The following is an 18,208-nucleotide window of genomic DNA, read 5'->3' as shown; positions in this document are numbered from 1 at the left end:
ATGTCAAAGCAATGACCATTTAATCGAGCCATTAGATTGCTCTGTCCAAACACCGGCTTCGGAAAAGATGTGTTTCTTGAAACTGATGTCCACTTTTGGAAGCTTTTGATAAACCGGCACAAAACCCATTTCAAATTGAATAAAGAACGAAGAAGCCTCAAAAGCTTTTTTATCATCCTGACCCCACAAAATGTTGAGCGTATTAAAACGTATGGTGGTTATTTTTTTTAGGACCATTTTGGGTACTGTTGCATATTCCCCGTTATAGGCAATGTTGATGGAAAGCCAATCGTTCCCATTATATCGTGCCGTAATGATTTCACCAGTTTTGTAGGTCAGCTCCGCTTCAATGATTTTAATCTGTCCGCTGGCAATTTCGTCGCAGTAGGAAGCTATTAAAGGATCAGAAGCTTTAAACGTAACCACTTCCTTATTGTCAAGGGTGAACTTATACGTCTGTGGTCGTTCAATACGGTTTTTGTTGGCATAGGCATTTCCTAGACTCAGGAAAAGGATAAGCAGTAAAACAGGTTTGAGGATTTTTATTGGCGGCATGATGAAAAATGGCAATTTATTTTTTTAAACCACTAAGATACTAAATTGGTTTAAAAGTAAACGGCAATTCATGCATCAGCCTATAAAACCTTTTCGAATGCTTTTCTCGGGCTTCCGTTAAAATGGACTTCACCGCAATAGGTGTAACCCAGTTTTTCCATGATGCGAAGCATTGGGATGTTGTCAAAATTGGTATCTACCTTAACGCTGTGGATGTTATTTTCGAGTGCATAATCCTCAAAATAGCCAAACATTTTCTGCACCAATCCCTGGCCTAAATAACTTTCGTGTATGGCAACACGGTGTACGACGATAAAATCGCCGTTGGTAAGCCATTTTCCATTAATGTCTAAATAGGCAGGTTCGTCATTGATGAGTACCGCAGCATAGGCGGCAAGTGTTCCGTCAACAGTCAACACAAAGCCGTTGCCTTTGGCGATATCGTTTTGCACCGTTTCAGGATTAGGATAACCATTCTGCCATTGGTTGCTGCCATCCTGCCTTCTTCTTTCAATAGCCTGTTGTAGGATTTCCCAAATGGCCGGGATTTCGGAATTAATTGCTTTTCTGAAGTTGTGATTCATGATAAGAATAAGGCCTTTTATTAACGCAGGCAAAGATACATAATTATTGCATTTTGATGGTTGGTTTACGATAGCAGTAAAATACTGGCAGGGATTTTGTTTGGGCGTTGCCCTATAGTTGTTCGGAAAAAGGCGGGTTTATAGTAGCACAACCCCGAACAAGACCCGAACAAAACCTGAACATAAATCTTTTAAAAAGAGTAACTTTATGGGAAAGATCATTACCGATAAATTGTTTAAGGCACGCGAAGGGGATTTACTTTTTTACCCTTGTAATGATATGATGATTGTACGAACCATCAGCGGTTTTACCAGCGAAACCCTTAAGCAATCCCCAAAGTATGAAAACTGTAGGCAGACAGCCAATGAATTTGGCAGGCTTTCTAAACAATGCAAATACTTTCGATTAGCCTTGACCGGCATTTTACCAAAAGAAAATAACTGGGCAGTTGCCAATGCGCTAACCAAAAAGATGCGTGAAGTCCTGAACTGTGATACCATCAACGAAAGGGGAGAAAGGCAATTGGAGAAGGCACTCGCTAGCGAAGATGGCAGGAAGCAAATGACAGGTTATGAATTTAACCCTGATGTTCAAACGTTCATAGAGCATACGCTTCACGAGGATTCTATACAGTTAAATTCCAAGAGTATCAATTTTCCCAAAGGAGTCAATGTTGTTGGGTTTAGGCTGCACCGGCTGGCTTTTGATTTTGATGCAAACGCTAATGCCTTGACAAGCACCGACTGGATTATTAAAAACAAAGCTGATTTGATGGATGTGGTTGTAATTGATTTGCCTTTGCAACCTGATAATTCAGCAATATTATTCACCTTGCTGGAAACACAGTTTTATGTTTATGAAAAAGCGGGGTATCAACAGCTGGAGGATGGGAGTAAGAGCGTGAGGGTTGTGGTTGTGGAAAAGCACGGATTATAAATCCGCGCCAGCGCTTTTTAGTCAAATTTGACGAGCTTGTCGTTAGGCAAGTCGTATTCGTAGATTTTGTGGTTTTCCACGTCAAAATAAACCCACTGCATAAGGGTAAAATGGTTTTCAAAAGTATAGCCAATACCCAAAACTTCATAAACCCGGTTATCCCTGGTTTGTTCTTCGATGGAATACTCGATTTCTTCCTTGTTTTTTACACGTGCCTTAATGGATTGGTTATTTGAATTTGCGATATAATACTGCGCGACAGTATAGAGTTTGTTGAAGAAGTCTTCAGAATAGGCGTCCTGATCATCTCCCCAATGGTATTTTAAATCCCTGTTATACGCTTTTATAAATTTTGAAAGATTTCCGTTTTGTATTTTTTTGATAGAGACCAACACGTTTTTGAGCTGTGGATAATCATCATCTCCAGCCAAACGAACGGTGTCTCTTTTCCATTGGATTTCACAGGTATCACCCCGTAATATATCCCCACAATCAACATTTCCGGCCAGGAAATCATAATCTGTGTTTCCTTTCTTTGCATACAATAAGTTATCATCACCGCCATCTTCATATTCGACAAATTCAAAAATACCTGTTGTGATTTCCCCCTTTTTTAAGCCTTTCTGCAGGCTGTCTTTTCCTTCATTTGAATCACTAGATTCCTTATGCTGGCAGGAAAGCAGTAAAACGATAACTAGAATACAGGCGAGTTGGTGTCTGTTCATTTTTTTAATTATTTCTTTGTTGACTCAAAGCCTGAAGACTTTGCGGAGTGGCAGCGGTTTTTATTCCTTATTAATATCTTTAAACAGCATCATTTTACCTATTTTGAAGGACGCACCAGTGTAAAACCCAGTTTCTTTGGCAAACTCTTTAGGGTTGTGGAATGTTCCGAATAGGATATCAAATATTGGGAGATCGGAATAATTATGCGCATGAACCCCTTTTTCGTGGTGTACGGAATGTGATTCAGGACGTTGGAATATATAACCCATCCATAGTGGTGTTTTGATATTGGTATGTTGGATTACGGCTAAAAAAGTGGCACCATATAATGCATAAATAGTTGCTTGTGGCGTAAAGCCAATCCATACCATAGCGAGGCTTGTTAGAAAAGTAAAGCCTATCATATCCATTGGGCTGAAAAAGAAAGTGCCATACGTATCAACCCGTTCGGCACTGTGATGCATTTGATGGAAAACCCTCCACAACAGATTATTATTATGCATGGCACGATGCCAAACGTAAACGCCTAATTCATATACCAATAAGGCAACTAAAGCACCCCAATAATCTCCTAATATGGACAGGTTGACAATTTGATAATCTGCCAAATAATCATTCCATATCAGTGGAAGATAGGATGAAAGGAAGAAATAGATAACGAAAGCACAAATACCTTTAATTTTCCAATAAGGGATTTTAGGTAAAACCCGGGCAGGAAACGTTTCTTCTGCAATTAATAGGCAAAGGAATATAGCGATAACAATTATAGATACCGGGTCACTGATAATTTGAAACGGATTCGGAAGATTGGATAATTTTTCTAGCATCTTGTTTTTAATTTAGCGTTATTATACAACGGTATTTTAAATTACCGATAACTTACTATATACGAGTCTAATATACTACTTAATTCTAAAACATCCCATCAAAAAAACCTACCTTCCATGGCAATCTTCCTGTAAGGTGTCTTAAAAAAGTCATCTGCTTTTTTATTGAATTCCTCGGAGTATACCACCAAGGTGCTGTGGCCGGAGTTGGGCAGTATCCAAAGGTAGGCATTGGCTATGTTCTGAAAGATGGTTAACGTGTGACCCGGTTTAAGGATGTCGTGGTCGCCCCCAACCACCAGGGTCGGGCATTGTATTTTTTTAAGGTCGGCAATAGGGATGTGGGGCTGTGTTACCAACAGGCTGAATAATTTGTATTGATGTTTTTGTTCAGCGTCCTTGTCTTTGATATCCCTTAATTTTGCAAATATGCCCTCAGCCCAATCGTGGACATCGTTTTCCACTGCAGAGGTATCAGGCTCGAGGTTGGCACCCGTAACCATCAGTTTCTTTACCTTTTCAGGATGGCGTATTGCCAGCAGCAAGCCTTCTATGCCACCATCGCTCCAGCCAATGACATTGGCAGACGGAACGCCAATCTTGTTTAATAGTTCCGAATAATCATCGGCAATCATCTCATACGAAAGCGAATCTTTAGTATCAATGGACTTGCCCTGTGCACGACTGTCGGCAATAATAACCTTATAGCTTTTGGCGAAGACCGGAATCTGTTTTACAAAATTGTTGATGCTGCCTCCGTTACCATGGATCAGTAGCAAAGGTTCACCCGAACCATAGGTTTCATAGTACATCTTAAATCCGCGAATGTCTACATATTTCCCAACCTTCGGGTCATTGCCATAAGTTGTGGCTTTCATCTGGTTGAAATAGTCTTCCTGGATGGTTTTCAGGTCCTGTGCCGAAGTGCTTAATACGGCAAGCATTGCTACTGTCAAAGTATAAAGAAAATTGATTTTCATGGTTTGGTTGTTAGATGGTTAGTAATGTAAATTTAGCAAATTACTTTATAAAAAAATGCCCTGTTAAAAACAAGGCACTTTTCCAATCAAGTATGAACGATTGTTATGCAAGGGATAATTTTAGATTCTCAATGATTTTTATTGCGGGTGTGTAAATAGGTGCTTCCCATTGCGCTATTTTTTCTGCTTTATATTTATTTAAGATAGCATAGAGGTCTTTTTCATTATCTGGGAATCTTTCAGAATAGGTGATGACCGAATTGACGTAAACCTTGTCATAGTAAATGCTAACCCAGGAAACATCGATTTCACCTTTAACGTATTGTGTCCTGCTTTCTAACTCAAAGGAGTCATTGATTTTCTGAATAGCCTTATCGCGTAAGCCTTTAATATGGTTTTCGGCAACGATCATAGTTTCGGCAATTAAATCGTGGTACCTTTTATTGGTTTGTGCCCTAATCCTAAAGATGGCAATTTGAATACAGACCTGTGTGCAGTAAATGCCAATGGCGGGTATCTCCATTGATTTGGCAGATTGAATGATGGCAAATGTTTTTTCCTCCAAATCATCCAATAAATGAGTGGATTTGACTTTTTGATAGGCACGATATTCATTTTCCATTGACTGGGCATTGTTTACCAACAGCGTCATATTATTTTGATAAAAAGCCTTATTGACAATATCCCTCATATTTGCGGTAAGCCTTTCTACAATCTGGTCGGCGAATTTTTGATATAATTCCTCCAGGTTCTGATTCTTATTGATGAGGCCGCCAAAAAGGACATTTACTGCAAATTCGATTCCCTGTTCCACTATCTGTTCCGCTAAGCCTAAACCTATCTGTGCCCAGGTCATGACATCGTTTAAAGCATTTAATGCGAATTGTACAATGGCCTTGTTCAACTCAAACTGTTTCATCAGTTCAATCTGAATATCCAACAGGAAGGCATTTATGAATCTTTGGGCAAGCTCAATCCTGTTGGCTGGATCAAAATTGATTAGATCATCAGGTAATTTTAATTTTAATATTTCATTGATTAGATTAGCCGGAAACCGAAATGGCAAAGGAATTGGGATTAAGTTATCGTATCTTTTCATTTCAATATCAATCACCTCGATTAAGGCTTCAGCTATTTGAATCTGATTTCTCCAGCCACCCCAGTAATATCTAAGATTGCTTTTGTATTCAGGATGGATGGTAACAAAATGATTGAGCCTTCCGCATACAATCGCCTGCAACAAAAGCTGGGTATATTCGTGTGAGATGTCATTAGGGGTAACCTCAATAGCAATCTGCAATGATAGTTGACCCATCAAATCCTTGTAGGCATCATTATCGCCAGTGCATATCTTGAAGAACATTATATCATGCGGCATCAGTAAATCTCCAATAGGCGGATTTTTTGCAGTGCCGGGATGGTCATTTTCAGTATTCTGACAAGTGAATGGAGGTATTCGCTGCTGATGTTTTTCATAAAGCCTGTTGGCAATATCAAATTTCCCTGCTCTCCAACATCCACTTATATAGGCAATCAATTGATCCCTTGAACAGTTTTTCCAATTATTTGCAGGTACAAAATTGGGATGGCGAACCATGATTCCATCCTGTTCAAAGTTATTCAGGACTAAAATGTCGGGAATGCTATTGCAAAATGCCAGCACGCCGGTCTTATGGGCTGAATCGCCACCATCGAGCGTAACACCATCCGCCTGGACCTGTTCGATAATTCCGTATTGATCGCGTTGGTTTTGCAATTGCGCAATATTTGGGGTGAAATGGTTTAGCGTTGTGTTGTCTGGCGGTGCTATAAACATTCCATTTTCTATAAAACCGATAAAGGTTTCAAGCGCGGTTTCTAAAACATTATCCATGATAAGATGATTTTGAATTATTGATAGTGTAAAGTTGTACTATAATAATTCAAATCAATTAGGGTTTTCTATAGGTGCATTAGGGTATTTCCCCTAGGCGTCATTTAAGGGAATCCGGCAATTAGCGGTTTTTCAGTTCAATCGTATTCGACCAAATGATTACGCTTTTAACCTGTGTAGTGTCGAGTTCAAAAAGCGTGGTGTTTTTGGGTATTTCGGTAAACTTAAAGCCAATCCTGAATTGGACTTTCTTTACGTCCTTAAGTGTTTGCAGCTCGAGCTCGGTGTTTTTTGTATAATGTTTTGGAAGGCTTGCCGTGATGGGAATGTTTTTATCGCAGGGCTTTGGAACCACTTTTACATTGGGATTGTCGGTTACATAAAAGCCGGTTACCGAGCAGTAGGTACTGAGGTAATTGATGATTTGGTTGGATTCATTCTGTAGGGCGAGCGTGGCGGAAAATTTATAGGGGCCAAGCGGTTGTATGCCCGTGACTTTAAGTTTTTGTGCAATTGCAGTTGAAGCGGCTAAAAGAAAAAGCAACAGTATTTTTTTCATAGTAGTTTTGGAAGCTAAGATTCAGTGTATCAAATCGGTATTCACGTAAAGATAGAAAATATTTTTAACATAAAACATCGCAATGAATTGCTTATTTTTGCCACTTCTAAAATGATATTTCAAAATGGCAAAGTGGCAGGAAAGAGCGGAGCTTTTATTTAAAACGGAAGGATTAAACAATTTAAGGAACTCCAACGTAATGGTTGTCGGCCTTGGTGGTGTGGGTTCGTTTGCAGCCGAATTCCTGGCTCGTGCCGGAGTGGGAAACATGACAATTGTTGACGGAGATGTTGTAGATATTACCAATATCAACAGGCAGCTTCCAGCGCTTCATTCAACTGTTGGGATGCCTAAGGTACATGTGGTGGGTGACCGTTTAATGGACATCAATCCGGAACTGAACCTGACAAGGGTAGAGGAATTCCTTTCACCGGAACGCTCTTTGGAAATTGTGACTACCGATTTTGATTATGTGCTTGACTGCATTGACAGCGTTACACCAAAGCTCAATTTAATCATTGCCTGCAAAAGAAAACGGGTAAAGGTTATTTCGAGCATGGGCGCAGGAGGGAAGATGGAAGCTTCGAAGGTTAAGGTTGCCAATATCAAAAATACGGTGAACTGCCATTTGGCGAAGACCATCAGAAAACGTTTGAAAAAGGTTAAGATTGATAAACTCAAAGTAGTTTACTCTTCAGAAATACAGGATGCCTGCAGTTTGAAAATGACGGATGGCACCAATTATAAAAGATCCTTTTATGGAACCAACAGTTATATGCCCTGTCTTTTTGGGTTGTATGCTGCCGAAACCGTAATCAGGCACTTATTGAAAAACGAAAAATAAAATGCCCGAAAACAGCAATCCTATAATCGAAACTCCAATTACCCTTGCCGGTAAAATAATGGAATTCGCAGGTGTGTTGCTGTTAATTGCTTTTTGGGTGTATACGCTGTCGCATTTCGAACAATTGCCGGATATTATTCCGACTCACTTTCGCACCAATGGAGACATTGATGGTTACGGAAGTAAATGGTCGATTATCTTTTTACCGATTGTTGGTACCCTCATGTATTTGGGGCTAACTGTTGTAAGATATCCACACAAAATGAATTACCTGGTTACAATTACTGAAGCCAATGCAAAAAAGCAGTATTTGATAGTGATTAGTATGTTCCGCATGTTGAAAATGGCGATAGTGATTGTGTTTTTCCTAATTGCATTTGAAACCATACAGTTAGCTATGGGCTTTCCCGATGTATTGGGTAAATGGTTTCTATTGCTTGTGACTGCCTTGGTAATGGGACCTGTTTTCTGTTACCTGATTATACCCTCTAAAAACGCATAAAAATGATACAAACAGTAATTTTTGATATGGATGGTGTAATTGTAGACACCGAACCTGTGCACAAATACGCTTATTTTCAACATTTCAACCAGTTGGGGATTGAAGTGACTCCAGAGCTGTACAGCAGTTTTACGGGCAATTCAACCAGGAATATTTTTGAACGCCTTAAAGAGCAGTTCAAACTTGAAGATGAGGTTCAGCGTTTGGTGGAAACCAAGCGTAATCTTTTCAATGATGCTTTCGACAGCAAGGAGGATTTGTATTTGCTGGAAGGCGTTGAGGATTTGATTAAGGATTTATACAACAACGGAATGCAGTTGGTATTGGCTTCGTCTTCGGCAAAAGTCACCATCAACAGGATTTTCAACCGTTTTGGATTGCATCAATATTTTACACATATTGTTTCAGGAGAAGACTTTCCTAAATCGAAACCACATCCTGCAATATTTCAGCATGCAGCGATGTTATCGAATACGCCTGTTGAAAATTGTGTTGTGATTGAAGACAGCACGAACGGAGTCAAAGCAGCCTATGCAGCGGGAATCTTTTGCATTGCTTATGACAGTTTTCATTCGAAAAATCAGGATTATTCGCTTGCAGATAGGGTGATTACTAATTTTGCGGAATTGGATTATTCAAAAATCAGGAACATTAAATAAAAAAAAAGCCAGTATAAAACTGGCTTTCTTTTTCAATTGAAACGGCGTTTATTTTTTGATTTCCACATCAACATCTTTGCTGTTAACGTCAACACCATTGTTGTTTATTTTTACCGAAGTCCCATCTTCCTCTTTTGGTTCTTCTGCCGGAACTTCCTTAACTACAGTGTCTTGGACTACTGTGGTAGTTTCAGTGGTTTCGACCGTCTTTTCTGTTTTCTTGTCGCAGGATGCAAACATTAGGAATGAAGCTAATCCAAAGCATAAAATGATTTTTTTACTCATAATTGTAAAATTGTTTTTTTGGTATTCGTGAATCTTCGATTTCATGATATATCGTTTTTAAGTTGAGGTAAAGTTACCTGAAAAGGGCACTTTAGATTTTACATTATTCCAAGGCTTTTTTATAGGATATCAGGCATTTTTCACGTGCTTCCTTGTGGTCTACAATTGGTTCAGGGTAGGATGGTGTGCCAAATTCCGGGATCCATTTTTTGACATAGCTTAATTCTTTATCAAATTTTTTGATTTGTTCCATTGGGTTGAAAATCCTAAAGTAAGGCGCAGCATCAACGCCACTTCCGGCAGCCCATTGCCAATTGCCTACATTGCTCGATTGCTCATAATCCAACAGCTTTGTTGCAAAATAGGTTTCGCCCCAGCGCCAGTCGATTAACAAATGCTTGCAGAGAAAACTTGCCACAATCATCCGCACGCGGTTGTGCATATGCCCGGTTGCATTGAGTTCGCGCATTCCGGCATCCACAAAAGGATAACCCGTTTTGCCTTCACACCATTTGCGGAATAAATCTTCGTTGTTGCTCCAGACAATGTTATCGTATTTTGGACGAAAACTGGAATTAACGGTTTGTGGAAAGTGCCAAAGAATCTGCATAAAGAACTCGCGCCAGATTAATTCCTTAAGGAAGGTTTCGTTTTTGCTTTCCAAAGCTTTGGCAACAACCTTTCGTATCGAAACCGTTCCAAAGCGCAGGTAAATTCCAATATGCGAGGTTTTATCCAAAGCAGGAAAATTGCGTGTTGCTTCGTAATTATCAATTAAGAAATCTGAAATGTCATAGGCAGGAACCTTTATAGACGAGGTTTTAAAACCAATGTCCTTTAAACTTAAAAAAGGATAATTGTGTTTTTTTATGTTGGAAAGGTAATATTCTGAATTATAATATTTTAAAGCTGTTTTACTAAAGTTATCTTTCCATTTATTGTAATAAGGAGTAAAGACAACATACGGCGTTCCATCGTCCTTAATCACTTCGCTTTTTTCAAAGACAACCTGGTCTTTGCTGGTCTTGAATTCGACATTATTTTCCTTGAGCAAATGATAGATTTCCAAATCGCGTTTGCGTGCATAAGGTTCATAATCGTGATTGGTAAAAACGGTTTGAATTTGGTTTTCCTTTATCAATCTGGCAAATACCTCCAAAGGTTTTCCGTGAAAGACAGCCAGTGATTTTCCAATTGCCTTAAGCTGGTTTTGTATTAGCTCCAATTGTTGCTGGATAAAAGTCACACGCGCATCGTCGGCTGGTAATTGTGAAAGAATGGCTTCGTCAAATATAAAAATCGGCACAACTTCTTCACTACTGTTCAAGGCGTGAAACAAGCCAACATTATCATCCAGGCGCAAATCGCGTCGAAACCAAAATACATTCATTTTTTATCCTTTAAATTCTCCAAAAAGTTCGATTAGTTTTTCTCTTCGGTACTCAAATATTTCATCCAGTTTTGGTTTCACCAGAAACGGATGTGCCATCCTGCCAAAAATCCCCATTGGCAAAGCATAATCAACAATGTCTTCCATTTCAACGCCACCTGGAATTTCCTTAAAGAAATGTTTGTGGTGCCAAAGTGCATAAGGCCCAAAACGCTGTTCGTCCACAAAATAACTTTTGGCAACAACGTGGGTAATCTCGGTAACCCATTTCATTTTTATTCCAAGAAGCGGACTTACCGTATACTGTAATATCTGCCCAGGAAAGATATCCCTGTCATCACCTGAAATGGTTTTAAATGCCATGTCGTCGGGAGTAATGATTTCGAGATTTTTTGGGTTTGAGAAAAAATTCCAGGCAGCTTCAAGGCTGATTGGTAATTTTTGGATTGTATGCAAGGTGTAAATCTTCATGAATGGCGTTTGCGTAAAGTTACAATATTTGTTTAGTTATTTTATTCAAACGTTAAACATAAATATACTTTAAGTTATTCTTAACATACACCAAACCCTACTATTTGTAAATTTGGGCAACTTCTAAAAAACCTCTTTATGAAAAAAATTATTTTTATTTTAACCTCTATGGTTGCGAGTTATGTCCTTAACGCACAGGTTAAAACACCAGCGCCAAGTCCGCATTCAACATTAACCCAGGTTGTCGGATTGACAGATGTAACGGTAGATTATTCAAGGCCTAGTGCAAAAGGAAGAACTATTTTTGGCGACTTAGTTCCTTTTGGAAAACTATGGAGAACCGGAGCCAATGCAAATACTACAGTGACTTTCAGTGAGGATGTAGTAATCAATGGCAGCACTCTTAAAAAAGGATCATATGCTTTGTTCACGGAGCCTAAGGCTGACATGTGGGAAGTAATATTCTATTCAACAACGGATAACTGGGGAACACCTGAAAATTGGAATGTAAACAATGTAGTGGTTTCTACCAATGTTGATCCAATTGCTTTGAATAACAATGTTGAGACTTTCACTATCGGAATTGGAAACCTTACAAATGACAGTGCTACGCTTGACATTTCATGGGAAAAGACAATGGTTTCGGTTAAGTTCAGCGTTCCAACAGCAAAAGCTGCAATGGCGAGCATTGAAAAGACTTTGGCCGGGCCAACAGCAAACGATTACTTTTCGGCAGCACAATATTATTACAATTCAAACGGCGATATGAACAAGGCTTTAGAGTATGTCAATAAAGCAGTTTCGATGAATAAGCCAGAGAATGTTCCATTTTGGCATTTACGTCAAAAGTCTTTAATCCAGGCTAAATTAGGCGATAAGGCAGGAGCAATTGCTACAGCTAAATTGTCTTTGGAAGGAGCTGAAAAAGCAAAGAATGCTGATTATGTTAAGATGAATAACGACAGCATCAAGGAATGGACTAAAAAATAATTTCAATTTCCCACAATTGATTAACCACGATTTCTCTTGAGATTTCGTGGTTTTTTTATGCGGTTATTTCATCGGGTTGCTTATCCCTCAAAATGGACTGAAAGAGTATTGACAGGAAAACAGTTAGTGAAGCCCCAATGAAATTCAACCACAGATAGCCTAATTTTTCCTGTCCGGTCGGATAAATGTGAATGGTGTAATAGTAGATGAAAAAGATGGTAATCTGACTAAGTACAGCACTGTAGAAAATTGCATTGGCTTTTACGTATTTGATATAGAAACCAACAAGGAAAACCCCTAAAACGGTTCCGTAAAATATAGACCCCACAATGTTTACCAACTGAATCAGGTTTTCAAATAAAGTCCCGACACAGGCAAAACCAATGGCAATCAATCCCCAAATTAAGGTAAAGGCTTTGGTAGCGTTTACAAAATGTTTTTCCGATTTGATTCCCCTAATATTCCGTTTGTAGATATCAATGGCTGTGGTTGATGCTAAAGCGGTTAATCCCGATGCTGAAGACGACATAGCTGCTGAGAGGATTACTGCCAGTAAAAGCCCGATCAATCCCGAAGGAAGATAGTGAAGGATGAAATAAATAAACACATAATCCTTGTCATTGGTCTCAGCTTTCTCATCTACTTTACTGATGATTACCTTTGCCTCATCATGTAAATCCCTTTCTTTTCCGGAAAGGGATATGAGTTTATGCCTCACAGTCTTATTGTCATAACCCTGATTTAAGTGATCGATGTAGATCAGGTTGAACTCTTTCTTTTCTTCCGATAATTGCGCCAATTGTTTTTCAAGCGAATGGTATTCGGCGGCGTATTTTGATTTTTCAATCGCAACCTTGTTCACCGGATTGAAATGCAGCGGCACAGGATTGAACTGGAAAAATACAAAAACCATTACACCAGTCAACAGGATAAAGAACTGCATTGGCACTTTGAGGAAACCGTTCATGATTAATCCCATTTGGCTTTCACGGTCTGATTTTCCAGATAGATATCGCCCAACCTGGGACTGGTCGGTTCCGAAATAGGAAAGCATCAAAAAGAAACCTCCGGTAATTCCACTCCAAAACGTATATCGGTTTTCAGGGTCAAATGAAAAATCAAGAATATTCATTTTGTCATTGGCACCGGCAATATGCATGGCGTTGGAGAACGTCATGTCATTAGGCAGCAAATGAAGGATTAAAAAGAAAGTCGTAACCATTCCCAGCATGATGATGAACATCTGCTGTTTTTGGGTAACATTTACGGCTTTTGTTCCACCGGCAAAGGTGTAAATGATTACCAAAATTCCAATAATGATATTCAGCATGGTCAGGTTCCAACCCAAAATGGAAGAAAGGATAATAGCCGGAGCATATATGGTTAATCCAGTTCCCAATCCACGTTGGATGAGGAATAGGATTGCTGTAAGCGAACGCGTTTTTAAATCAAACCGCTGCTCGAGGTATTCGTAGGCAGTAAAAACCTTCAACTTATGATAGATAGGGATAAAGGTCATTGAAATGACCACCATTGCTATAGGCAAACCAAAATAGAACTGCACGAATCCCATTCCGTCGTGATAAGCCTGTCCCGGAGTGGAAAGGAACGTAATTGCGCTTGCCTGAGTTGCCATCACCGAAAGGCCGACAGTCCACCAGGGTGTTTCCTTACTGCCCAGAATGTATTCTTCTACATTCTTGCTTCCGCGCGTTTTATGAACTCCATAAAAAACGATGAATAATAGTGTTACCGATAAAACAATCCAGTCGAGTTGTTGCATGGCTTAAAAGAATATTTGCATTAGTGTGAAGAAAATAATAATGTAAATGGCGTTGATGACCAAAACCCAGGTATAACTGTTTTTCCAAGTGTTCGTTTTCTTTTCCATGTTATTTTCCAATTGCTATAATGTTTGCCAATAACCTAAAAGCTCCAGAAACACCTTCGGGTAATTCCCTAAAGAAACTCAAACCGGTGTAGACATAATTTCCTTTACCGTATTTGGCAATGAGCAGCGCACCATTCTTTGGTGTTTCCCCTTTGTCATTTGCCGAAAGGATAGGAGTGAAGGCAGCATCCCATTCGTTTGGATAATATAATCCCTGTTCCTGTTTCCAGCCTTTGAAATCTTCGGTTGTGATTTTATTAGGATAATTTAAAACAGGATGATTTGGTGCTAAAAACCGGACTTCAGCATTTTCTTCGGTAACCCTGTCGCGTGATATCTTTAACGGAAATGGCGCTATGTCTTTGGTAACCAAATCGTCGGTAGTGTTGTATTGCACAATCATAGTTTTACCATTTTTGACAAAATCCAATAATATCCTTTGTTTGAATGCCAAAGTATTTACGGTATTGTAGGCACGAATCCCGGTCATTACGACATCAAAGTTTTGCAGCCTTTCAAGTGAAATTTCTTCGGGTTTTATGGTTTCCACTTCGTATCCCATTTGGGCCAAACTTTTCGGAACTTCATCGCCAGCGCCCATGATGTAAGCAATTTTTTCGTCCTTGGTTTTGATTTTGAGGCGAATGGCTTTGGCTTCGGCGGGTTTTAGTACCATTTGTTTGTAAATGTGCGGATAATTGATGTCAATTTTGTTTTGGTCGTAGTTTTTCCCATTGATGGTTACAATGCTTTTAATGTCAATTTCACTTACTTCCTTTGATGGTGAAACGGTAAAAACAGCCAATACTTCCTGACCTTTTTTGTCAATTGTAAACGGAATATCAGCAGGTGAAACTTCCCAGCCCTGAGGCAGATCCAATTTTACGCTGCCTTTGCAATTGTCTTTTCCGGCCTTTACCTTTACGGCAATTACTTTATCCCTGTCGTTGTTGAAGATGTAGACCTTTTCTGTAAATGATGAAGTTACAGCAGGAACAATATCCAATGGCTGGTATACTTCGCCTTTTACATCGTCGTTGTATTTGTAGATCACATTTCTTTCAAATGGGATAGCGATGCCGTTTATTTCTATGATATAAGTAACTTTCACCTGACGTTGTACGTCAGGTTTTCCAATATTTTGCTGGTCACTAACCGCATACATGCCAACGCTTCCTTTTTGGTTTAGCCAATAGGCATTGGTATATTCCTCATTATCCGGAAGTTCTAAATCTATTGTTTTTGAAATGGGTTTGTTGTTTTCCAATGGTGTTACCGATTGGATGTTCATCGAATTTGGAACCGTATTGATTGCGTTCCAATTCATCTTTGCATTGCTTCTGTTGATGGCTTCAAGCTTGACTTTTACAATGCTTCCGGGAGTTGCTTCCTGCGCATCTGCCGAAGCTTCAAGGTATAATCCGGCACAGCCTGCAATGATTTTTTTGATTTCTTCCGATTTTATGTTTTTCCAATGCTCATCATCCAGTTTCTGGATTAAATCATAAGCTTTTACCAATTCAGGAATAGAAACCGATGGATTTTTAAAGTCGAAATTCTTTTCAACGTTCGCCAGGATATCACCAATAACTTTTCCACCTTTTACGCGATTCCAGGAAGTGTCAATACCTTCGAAAATATTGCTTTTGTCCTTTGGCGCATCACCTTTCAGGAATTCCAAATATTCGTCTTCCTCGCCACGGGTACCAGTTGATCCAAAGCCTTGTGACTGGTGACGGCTGCGGCTTAACGCTGCAATCTCCTGATTGGATTTGCCCAAAGACTGGTAATATGTCCCAATTTGAAGTTTGCTTAAATTGGTTTTATCTGCGGCATCAAATTTTTCCCTGCTGCCATAAAACCACCAGGTAGTGTTGAAAAACAATCGTTTTGGCTTCCAGGTTGTGGTATACTGCAACTGATTCGGGAACACATTTTCATCGTTGACTTTGTCAAATGCTTCAACACTCAGCATGGCTGAAGATGTATGATGGCCATGTGTTGTTCCCGGAGAGCGATGATCAAAACGGTTGATGATTACATCAGGGCGGAATTTACGAATTGCCCAAACCACATCGCTTAAAACTTGGTCTTTGTCCCAAATCTGCAACGTTTCATCAGGGTTTTTGGAAAAACCAAAATCGTTGGCACGCGAAAAGAACTGTTCGCCTCCGTCTATTTTTCGGGCTTCGATAAGTTCCTGTGTCCTGATTACACCTAATAATTCCCGCAAATCAGAACCTATCAGGTTTTGCCCTCCATCTCCACGCGTTAAAGATAAATAGCCAGTTCTGGCCTTGACATCATTTGATAAATAAGCTATCAGCCGTGTATTTTCGTCATCAGGATGTGCTGCAATATAGAGCACTGAACCAAGGAAATTCAGTTTTTTTATTTGGTTGTAAATCTCTACAGCATTTGGTTTGACTGGTTGTTGCGCCAGTCCTTTTATGCTTAGGAGTACTAGTGAAATAAGTAGAAGTCGCTTCATGGGATGGATTATGCGGTTCACCAAATATACTATTATTTGAATTGTGGTTTTTGATTTTTCAATTTCTTTAACAAATAATGTTTGGGCAAAAAAAAGCCCCTTGTTGGGGGACAAAGGGCTTTTTTACTTTTATTAACTTTGAAAAACATGAACTTATTCAGTTGACGCTGTCTGCGCCTTTTGGTTTTGAAATCTTCCTTTGGCATTGTAAGGATATTTCTTTTTATGCTCTGCTAGTAATAAGTAAGGCTCATCTCCGTCATAATCCTCAATGGACACTCTTACTTTATTGTATAACGAATAGCCACCATAATTTTTAGGAAGCTCTTCTGCTTCAACCCATTCACCATCTTCTTTATAGAGATAAACTTTTTCCTGAAGGTCAAAATAAGCTTCCAGGTTTGGGAAGTAATAATATCTGATTTCTGTTTTCTTCGCAGGAGAAGAAGTTTGACTGTCGCTTGATGCTTGGGCACTAGAAAAAAAACAAGTGAAAAGAAGCATCATCATAAATACTTTTTCTATTGATTTCATAATTTCTATTTTTTGCTTTAAAGTTTTGGGGCACAAAATGATATAATTCATTTATACAAAACAGTAAAAAATTATGAGACAAATATATATGATTATTTTTTAAAAACATAGATTAAGTGCAAAAAATATCGATAAAGTGCACTTTTTATATGTGTATCTAAGAAATATATTACTTAAATGATTGATTTGTAGAGATTTAATATTTTAAAATTAAAATAAAAAAGGCAAAGATATCAGTCTTTGCCTTTTTCAGTGGTGTTTGGTTGTTATTTTTTCTTGCCTTTTCCTTTGTGCTGGCCTTTATGTAGGCCATTGTCATGGCCATTTCGTTTCCATTTTCCGTTCCCTTTATATTTTACTTTGTGTTCGTTGAATAAAACATAAGGTGTATTTCCTTTGTAATCACTCAGGTACACTGTATTACCATTGCGTAAATCATAACCTCTGTAATATGCCGGTAAGGCAGCTGTTCTGGTCCATGTTCCGTTATTATTGTAAATATAACGTTGGGACGAAGCATCATAATAGGTCTGAATGTCCGGAAGATAATAATACCTTACTGTTGTTGGTGCTTTTGGAGCCCAAACAGGTGGCTTAGTCTGTGCCGGACCGTAAGTATGATTAACTTTCTCAGCTTGAGCATTCATACTGTTTGCTGCGAAAAGCAATGCTGTGATAATATAATAAGTTAGCTTTCTCATAATCTTATAATAAAAGGATTAATAGCAGGATGATGATAATAATCGCTCCTACTGATAAATAAATACCGCCATTTCCCGATGCTTTTAAGTCGGCTTTGATGGCACGAACTTCTTTACGAAGTTCTTTTTTCTCGGCTCTGGTCATTTCTGATTTATCCATTGCTTTAATTTCTTCCAGTCTATCGTACATTTTTTGTACTTCTGCAGGAACTTCAGTAGCTGTAGTTGGCGCTAATGATTCTGGTGTGCTTGCCGAAGCTAAGCTCGGCAACACTGTTAATGATAAAACGAATATCATTAAACTAAGAGTGATTTTTTTCATTGTTATTATCGTTTTGGTTAAACAAATTAGTTAGTGTAAAATTCTGAATAATAAAACCGAATGAGTTACACGAAAAAAGGAATATTT

20 protein-coding genes are annotated in these 18,208 nt (G+C 38.9%); 5 read left to right on the top strand and 15 right to left on the bottom strand.

Going from position 1 to position 18,208, the window contains the following annotated elements; all coding sequences use genetic code 11:
* Window positions 1-3 precede the first annotated feature (3 nt).
* Both L1S31_RS07995 and L1S31_RS07990 read right to left on the bottom strand, forming a co-directional pair.
* Complete coding sequence (locus L1S31_RS07995; protein ID WP_236464202.1) at window positions 4-555, bottom strand: hypothetical protein; 552 nt, start codon at window positions 553-555, stop codon at window positions 4-6.
* Between the two features lie 80 nt (window positions 556-635).
* The gene (locus L1S31_RS07990; protein ID WP_236464201.1) at window positions 636-1,139 is read right to left on the bottom strand and encodes a GNAT family N-acetyltransferase; all 504 of its coding nucleotides are present in this window, start codon (window positions 1,137-1,139) and stop codon (window positions 636-638) included.
* Between the two features lie 208 nt (window positions 1,140-1,347).
* Here L1S31_RS07990 and L1S31_RS07985 point away from each other — a divergent pair, with 208 nt between their 5' ends.
* Entirely contained in the window at window positions 1,348-2,076 is a 729-nt protein-coding gene (locus L1S31_RS07985; protein ID WP_236464200.1) for a hypothetical protein, read from the top strand.
* Between the two features lie 17 nt (window positions 2,077-2,093).
* On the opposite strand, the gene L1S31_RS07980 is transcribed toward L1S31_RS07985, so the two are convergent.
* The 5 genes from L1S31_RS07980 to L1S31_RS07960 all read right to left on the bottom strand — a co-directional run bounded on the left by L1S31_RS07980 (window position 2,094) and on the right by L1S31_RS07960 (window position 7,041).
* Window positions 2,094-2,801 carry a hypothetical protein gene (locus L1S31_RS07980; RefSeq protein ID WP_236464199.1) on the bottom strand — a complete coding sequence of 236 codons (708 nt, stop codon included), beginning with the start codon at window positions 2,799-2,801 and terminating at the stop codon, window positions 2,094-2,096.
* Between the two features lie 60 nt (window positions 2,802-2,861).
* A complete protein-coding gene (locus L1S31_RS07975) occupies window positions 2,862-3,629 on the bottom strand; it encodes a sterol desaturase family protein (RefSeq protein WP_236464198.1) in 768 nt (255 codons plus the stop codon).
* A gap of 98 nt (window positions 3,630-3,727) precedes the next feature.
* The gene (locus tag L1S31_RS07970; RefSeq protein ID WP_236464197.1) at window positions 3,728-4,609 is read right to left on the bottom strand and encodes an alpha/beta fold hydrolase; all 882 of its coding nucleotides are present in this window, start codon (window positions 4,607-4,609) and stop codon (window positions 3,728-3,730) included.
* A 103-nt stretch (window positions 4,610-4,712) separates the two neighbouring features.
* Entirely contained in the window at window positions 4,713-6,482 is a 1,770-nt protein-coding gene (locus tag L1S31_RS07965; RefSeq protein WP_236464196.1) for a hypothetical protein, read from the bottom strand.
* Window positions 6,483-6,603: 121 nt separating this feature from the next.
* Window positions 6,604-7,041, bottom strand: coding sequence for a hypothetical protein (locus tag L1S31_RS07960; RefSeq protein ID WP_236464195.1), 438 nt, complete (start codon window positions 7,039-7,041; stop codon window positions 6,604-6,606).
* 124 nt (window positions 7,042-7,165) lie between these two features.
* Here L1S31_RS07960 and L1S31_RS07955 point away from each other — a divergent pair, with 124 nt between their 5' ends.
* Genes L1S31_RS07955 through L1S31_RS07945 form a run of 3 tightly spaced genes read left to right on the top strand, consistent with a single transcriptional unit; the run spans window position 7,166 to window position 9,046 of the window.
* A complete protein-coding gene (locus L1S31_RS07955; RefSeq protein WP_236464194.1) occupies window positions 7,166-7,885 on the top strand; it encodes a tRNA threonylcarbamoyladenosine dehydratase in 720 nt (239 codons plus the stop codon).
* Between the two features lies 1 nt (window position 7,886).
* The gene (locus tag L1S31_RS07950) at window positions 7,887-8,387 is read left to right on the top strand and encodes a DUF1648 domain-containing protein (RefSeq protein ID WP_236464193.1); all 501 of its coding nucleotides are present in this window, start codon (window positions 7,887-7,889) and stop codon (window positions 8,385-8,387) included.
* A 2-nt stretch (window positions 8,388-8,389) separates the two neighbouring features.
* The gene (locus tag L1S31_RS07945) at window positions 8,390-9,046 is read left to right on the top strand and encodes an HAD family hydrolase (RefSeq protein ID WP_236464192.1); all 657 of its coding nucleotides are present in this window, start codon (window positions 8,390-8,392) and stop codon (window positions 9,044-9,046) included.
* A gap of 48 nt (window positions 9,047-9,094) precedes the next feature.
* Here L1S31_RS07945 and L1S31_RS07940 read toward each other — a convergent pair whose 3' ends face one another.
* From L1S31_RS07940 to L1S31_RS07930, 3 genes are read right to left on the bottom strand one after another with little or no spacing between them, the layout of a single operon-like run.
* Window positions 9,095-9,376 (bottom strand): hypothetical protein, encoded by a 282-nt coding sequence (locus tag L1S31_RS07940; protein ID WP_236464191.1) that lies wholly within the window; start codon window positions 9,374-9,376, stop codon window positions 9,095-9,097.
* Between the two features lie 58 nt (window positions 9,377-9,434).
* Entirely contained in the window at window positions 9,435-10,721 is a 1,287-nt protein-coding gene (locus L1S31_RS07935; protein WP_236464190.1) for a cryptochrome/photolyase family protein, read from the bottom strand.
* Between the two features lie 3 nt (window positions 10,722-10,724).
* Window positions 10,725-11,192, bottom strand: coding sequence for an SRPBCC family protein (locus L1S31_RS07930; RefSeq protein ID WP_236464189.1), 468 nt, complete (start codon window positions 11,190-11,192; stop codon window positions 10,725-10,727).
* A gap of 138 nt (window positions 11,193-11,330) precedes the next feature.
* Here L1S31_RS07930 and L1S31_RS07925 point away from each other — a divergent pair, with 138 nt between their 5' ends.
* Complete coding sequence (locus L1S31_RS07925; protein WP_236464188.1) at window positions 11,331-12,182, top strand: DUF2911 domain-containing protein; 852 nt, start codon at window positions 11,331-11,333, stop codon at window positions 12,180-12,182.
* 55 nt (window positions 12,183-12,237) lie between these two features.
* Here L1S31_RS07925 and L1S31_RS07920 read toward each other — a convergent pair whose 3' ends face one another.
* The 5 genes from L1S31_RS07920 to L1S31_RS07900 form a co-directional block, all read right to left on the bottom strand.
* Window positions 12,238-13,965, bottom strand: a complete 1,728-nt coding sequence (locus L1S31_RS07920; protein WP_236464187.1) for a sodium:solute symporter family protein — start codon at window positions 13,963-13,965, stop codon at window positions 12,238-12,240.
* 109 nt (window positions 13,966-14,074) lie between these two features.
* Window positions 14,075-16,564 (bottom strand): PIG-L family deacetylase, encoded by a 2,490-nt coding sequence (locus tag L1S31_RS07915; RefSeq protein WP_236464186.1) that lies wholly within the window; start codon window positions 16,562-16,564, stop codon window positions 14,075-14,077.
* Between the two features lie 153 nt (window positions 16,565-16,717).
* Window positions 16,718-17,098 (bottom strand): hypothetical protein, encoded by a 381-nt coding sequence (locus L1S31_RS07910; RefSeq protein WP_236464185.1) that lies wholly within the window; start codon window positions 17,096-17,098, stop codon window positions 16,718-16,720.
* 266 nt (window positions 17,099-17,364) lie between these two features.
* On the bottom strand, window positions 17,365-17,799 hold the full coding sequence (locus L1S31_RS07905) for a hypothetical protein (RefSeq protein WP_236464184.1): 435 nt from the start codon (window positions 17,797-17,799) through the stop codon (window positions 17,365-17,367).
* Between the two features lie 4 nt (window positions 17,800-17,803).
* On the bottom strand, window positions 17,804-18,121 hold the full coding sequence (locus L1S31_RS07900; RefSeq protein ID WP_236464183.1) for a hypothetical protein: 318 nt from the start codon (window positions 18,119-18,121) through the stop codon (window positions 17,804-17,806).
* Window positions 18,122-18,208 lie beyond the last annotated feature (87 nt).

The sequence above is a fragment of the Flavobacterium wongokense genome, from assembly GCF_021608265.1.
Classification (GTDB): domain Bacteria; phylum Bacteroidota; class Bacteroidia; order Flavobacteriales; family Flavobacteriaceae; genus Flavobacterium; species Flavobacterium wongokense.
This window is presented reverse-complemented; position numbering and strand designations above follow the sequence as displayed.

Excerpts from the sequence above, each read along its gene's own strand:
- L1S31_RS07970 (WP_236464197.1), bottom strand. The coding sequence starts at position 4,609 with ATGAAAATCAATTTTCTTTATACTTTGACAGTAGCAATGCTTGCCGTA.
- L1S31_RS07900 (WP_236464183.1), bottom strand. The coding sequence starts at position 18,121 with ATGAAAAAAATCACTCTTAGTTTAATGATATTCGTTTTATCATTAACA.
- L1S31_RS07975 (WP_236464198.1), bottom strand. The coding sequence starts at position 3,629 with ATGCTAGAAAAATTATCCAATCTTCCGAATCCGTTTCAAATTATCAGT.
- L1S31_RS07980 (WP_236464199.1), bottom strand. The coding sequence starts at position 2,801 with ATGAACAGACACCAACTCGCCTGTATTCTAGTTATCGTTTTACTGCTT.
- L1S31_RS07945 (WP_236464192.1), top strand. The coding sequence starts at position 8,390 with ATGATACAAACAGTAATTTTTGATATGGATGGTGTAATTGTAGACACC.
- L1S31_RS07955 (WP_236464194.1), top strand. The coding sequence starts at position 7,166 with ATGGCAAAGTGGCAGGAAAGAGCGGAGCTTTTATTTAAAACGGAAGGA.
- L1S31_RS07960 (WP_236464195.1), bottom strand. The coding sequence starts at position 7,041 with ATGAAAAAAATACTGTTGCTTTTTCTTTTAGCCGCTTCAACTGCAATT.
- L1S31_RS07920 (WP_236464187.1), bottom strand. The coding sequence starts at position 13,965 with ATGCAACAACTCGACTGGATTGTTTTATCGGTAACACTATTATTCATC.
- L1S31_RS07925 (WP_236464188.1), top strand. The coding sequence starts at position 11,331 with ATGAAAAAAATTATTTTTATTTTAACCTCTATGGTTGCGAGTTATGTC.
- L1S31_RS07935 (WP_236464190.1), bottom strand. The coding sequence starts at position 10,721 with ATGAATGTATTTTGGTTTCGACGCGATTTGCGCCTGGATGATAATGTT.
- L1S31_RS07990 (WP_236464201.1), bottom strand. The coding sequence starts at position 1,139 with ATGAATCACAACTTCAGAAAAGCAATTAATTCCGAAATCCCGGCCATT.
- L1S31_RS07905 (WP_236464184.1), bottom strand. The coding sequence starts at position 17,799 with ATGAGAAAGCTAACTTATTATATTATCACAGCATTGCTTTTCGCAGCA.
- L1S31_RS07910 (WP_236464185.1), bottom strand. The coding sequence starts at position 17,098 with ATGAAATCAATAGAAAAAGTATTTATGATGATGCTTCTTTTCACTTGT.
- L1S31_RS07915 (WP_236464186.1), bottom strand. The coding sequence starts at position 16,564 with ATGAAGCGACTTCTACTTATTTCACTAGTACTCCTAAGCATAAAAGGA.
- L1S31_RS07930 (WP_236464189.1), bottom strand. The coding sequence starts at position 11,192 with ATGAAGATTTACACCTTGCATACAATCCAAAAATTACCAATCAGCCTT.
- L1S31_RS07950 (WP_236464193.1), top strand. The coding sequence starts at position 7,887 with ATGCCCGAAAACAGCAATCCTATAATCGAAACTCCAATTACCCTTGCC.
- L1S31_RS07940 (WP_236464191.1), bottom strand. The coding sequence starts at position 9,376 with ATGAAATCGAAGATTCACGAATACCAAAAAAACAATTTTACAATTATG.
- L1S31_RS07985 (WP_236464200.1), top strand. The coding sequence starts at position 1,348 with ATGGGAAAGATCATTACCGATAAATTGTTTAAGGCACGCGAAGGGGAT.
- L1S31_RS07965 (WP_236464196.1), bottom strand. The coding sequence starts at position 6,482 with ATGGATAATGTTTTAGAAACCGCGCTTGAAACCTTTATCGGTTTTATA.
- L1S31_RS07995 (WP_236464202.1), bottom strand. The coding sequence starts at position 555 with ATGCCGCCAATAAAAATCCTCAAACCTGTTTTACTGCTTATCCTTTTC.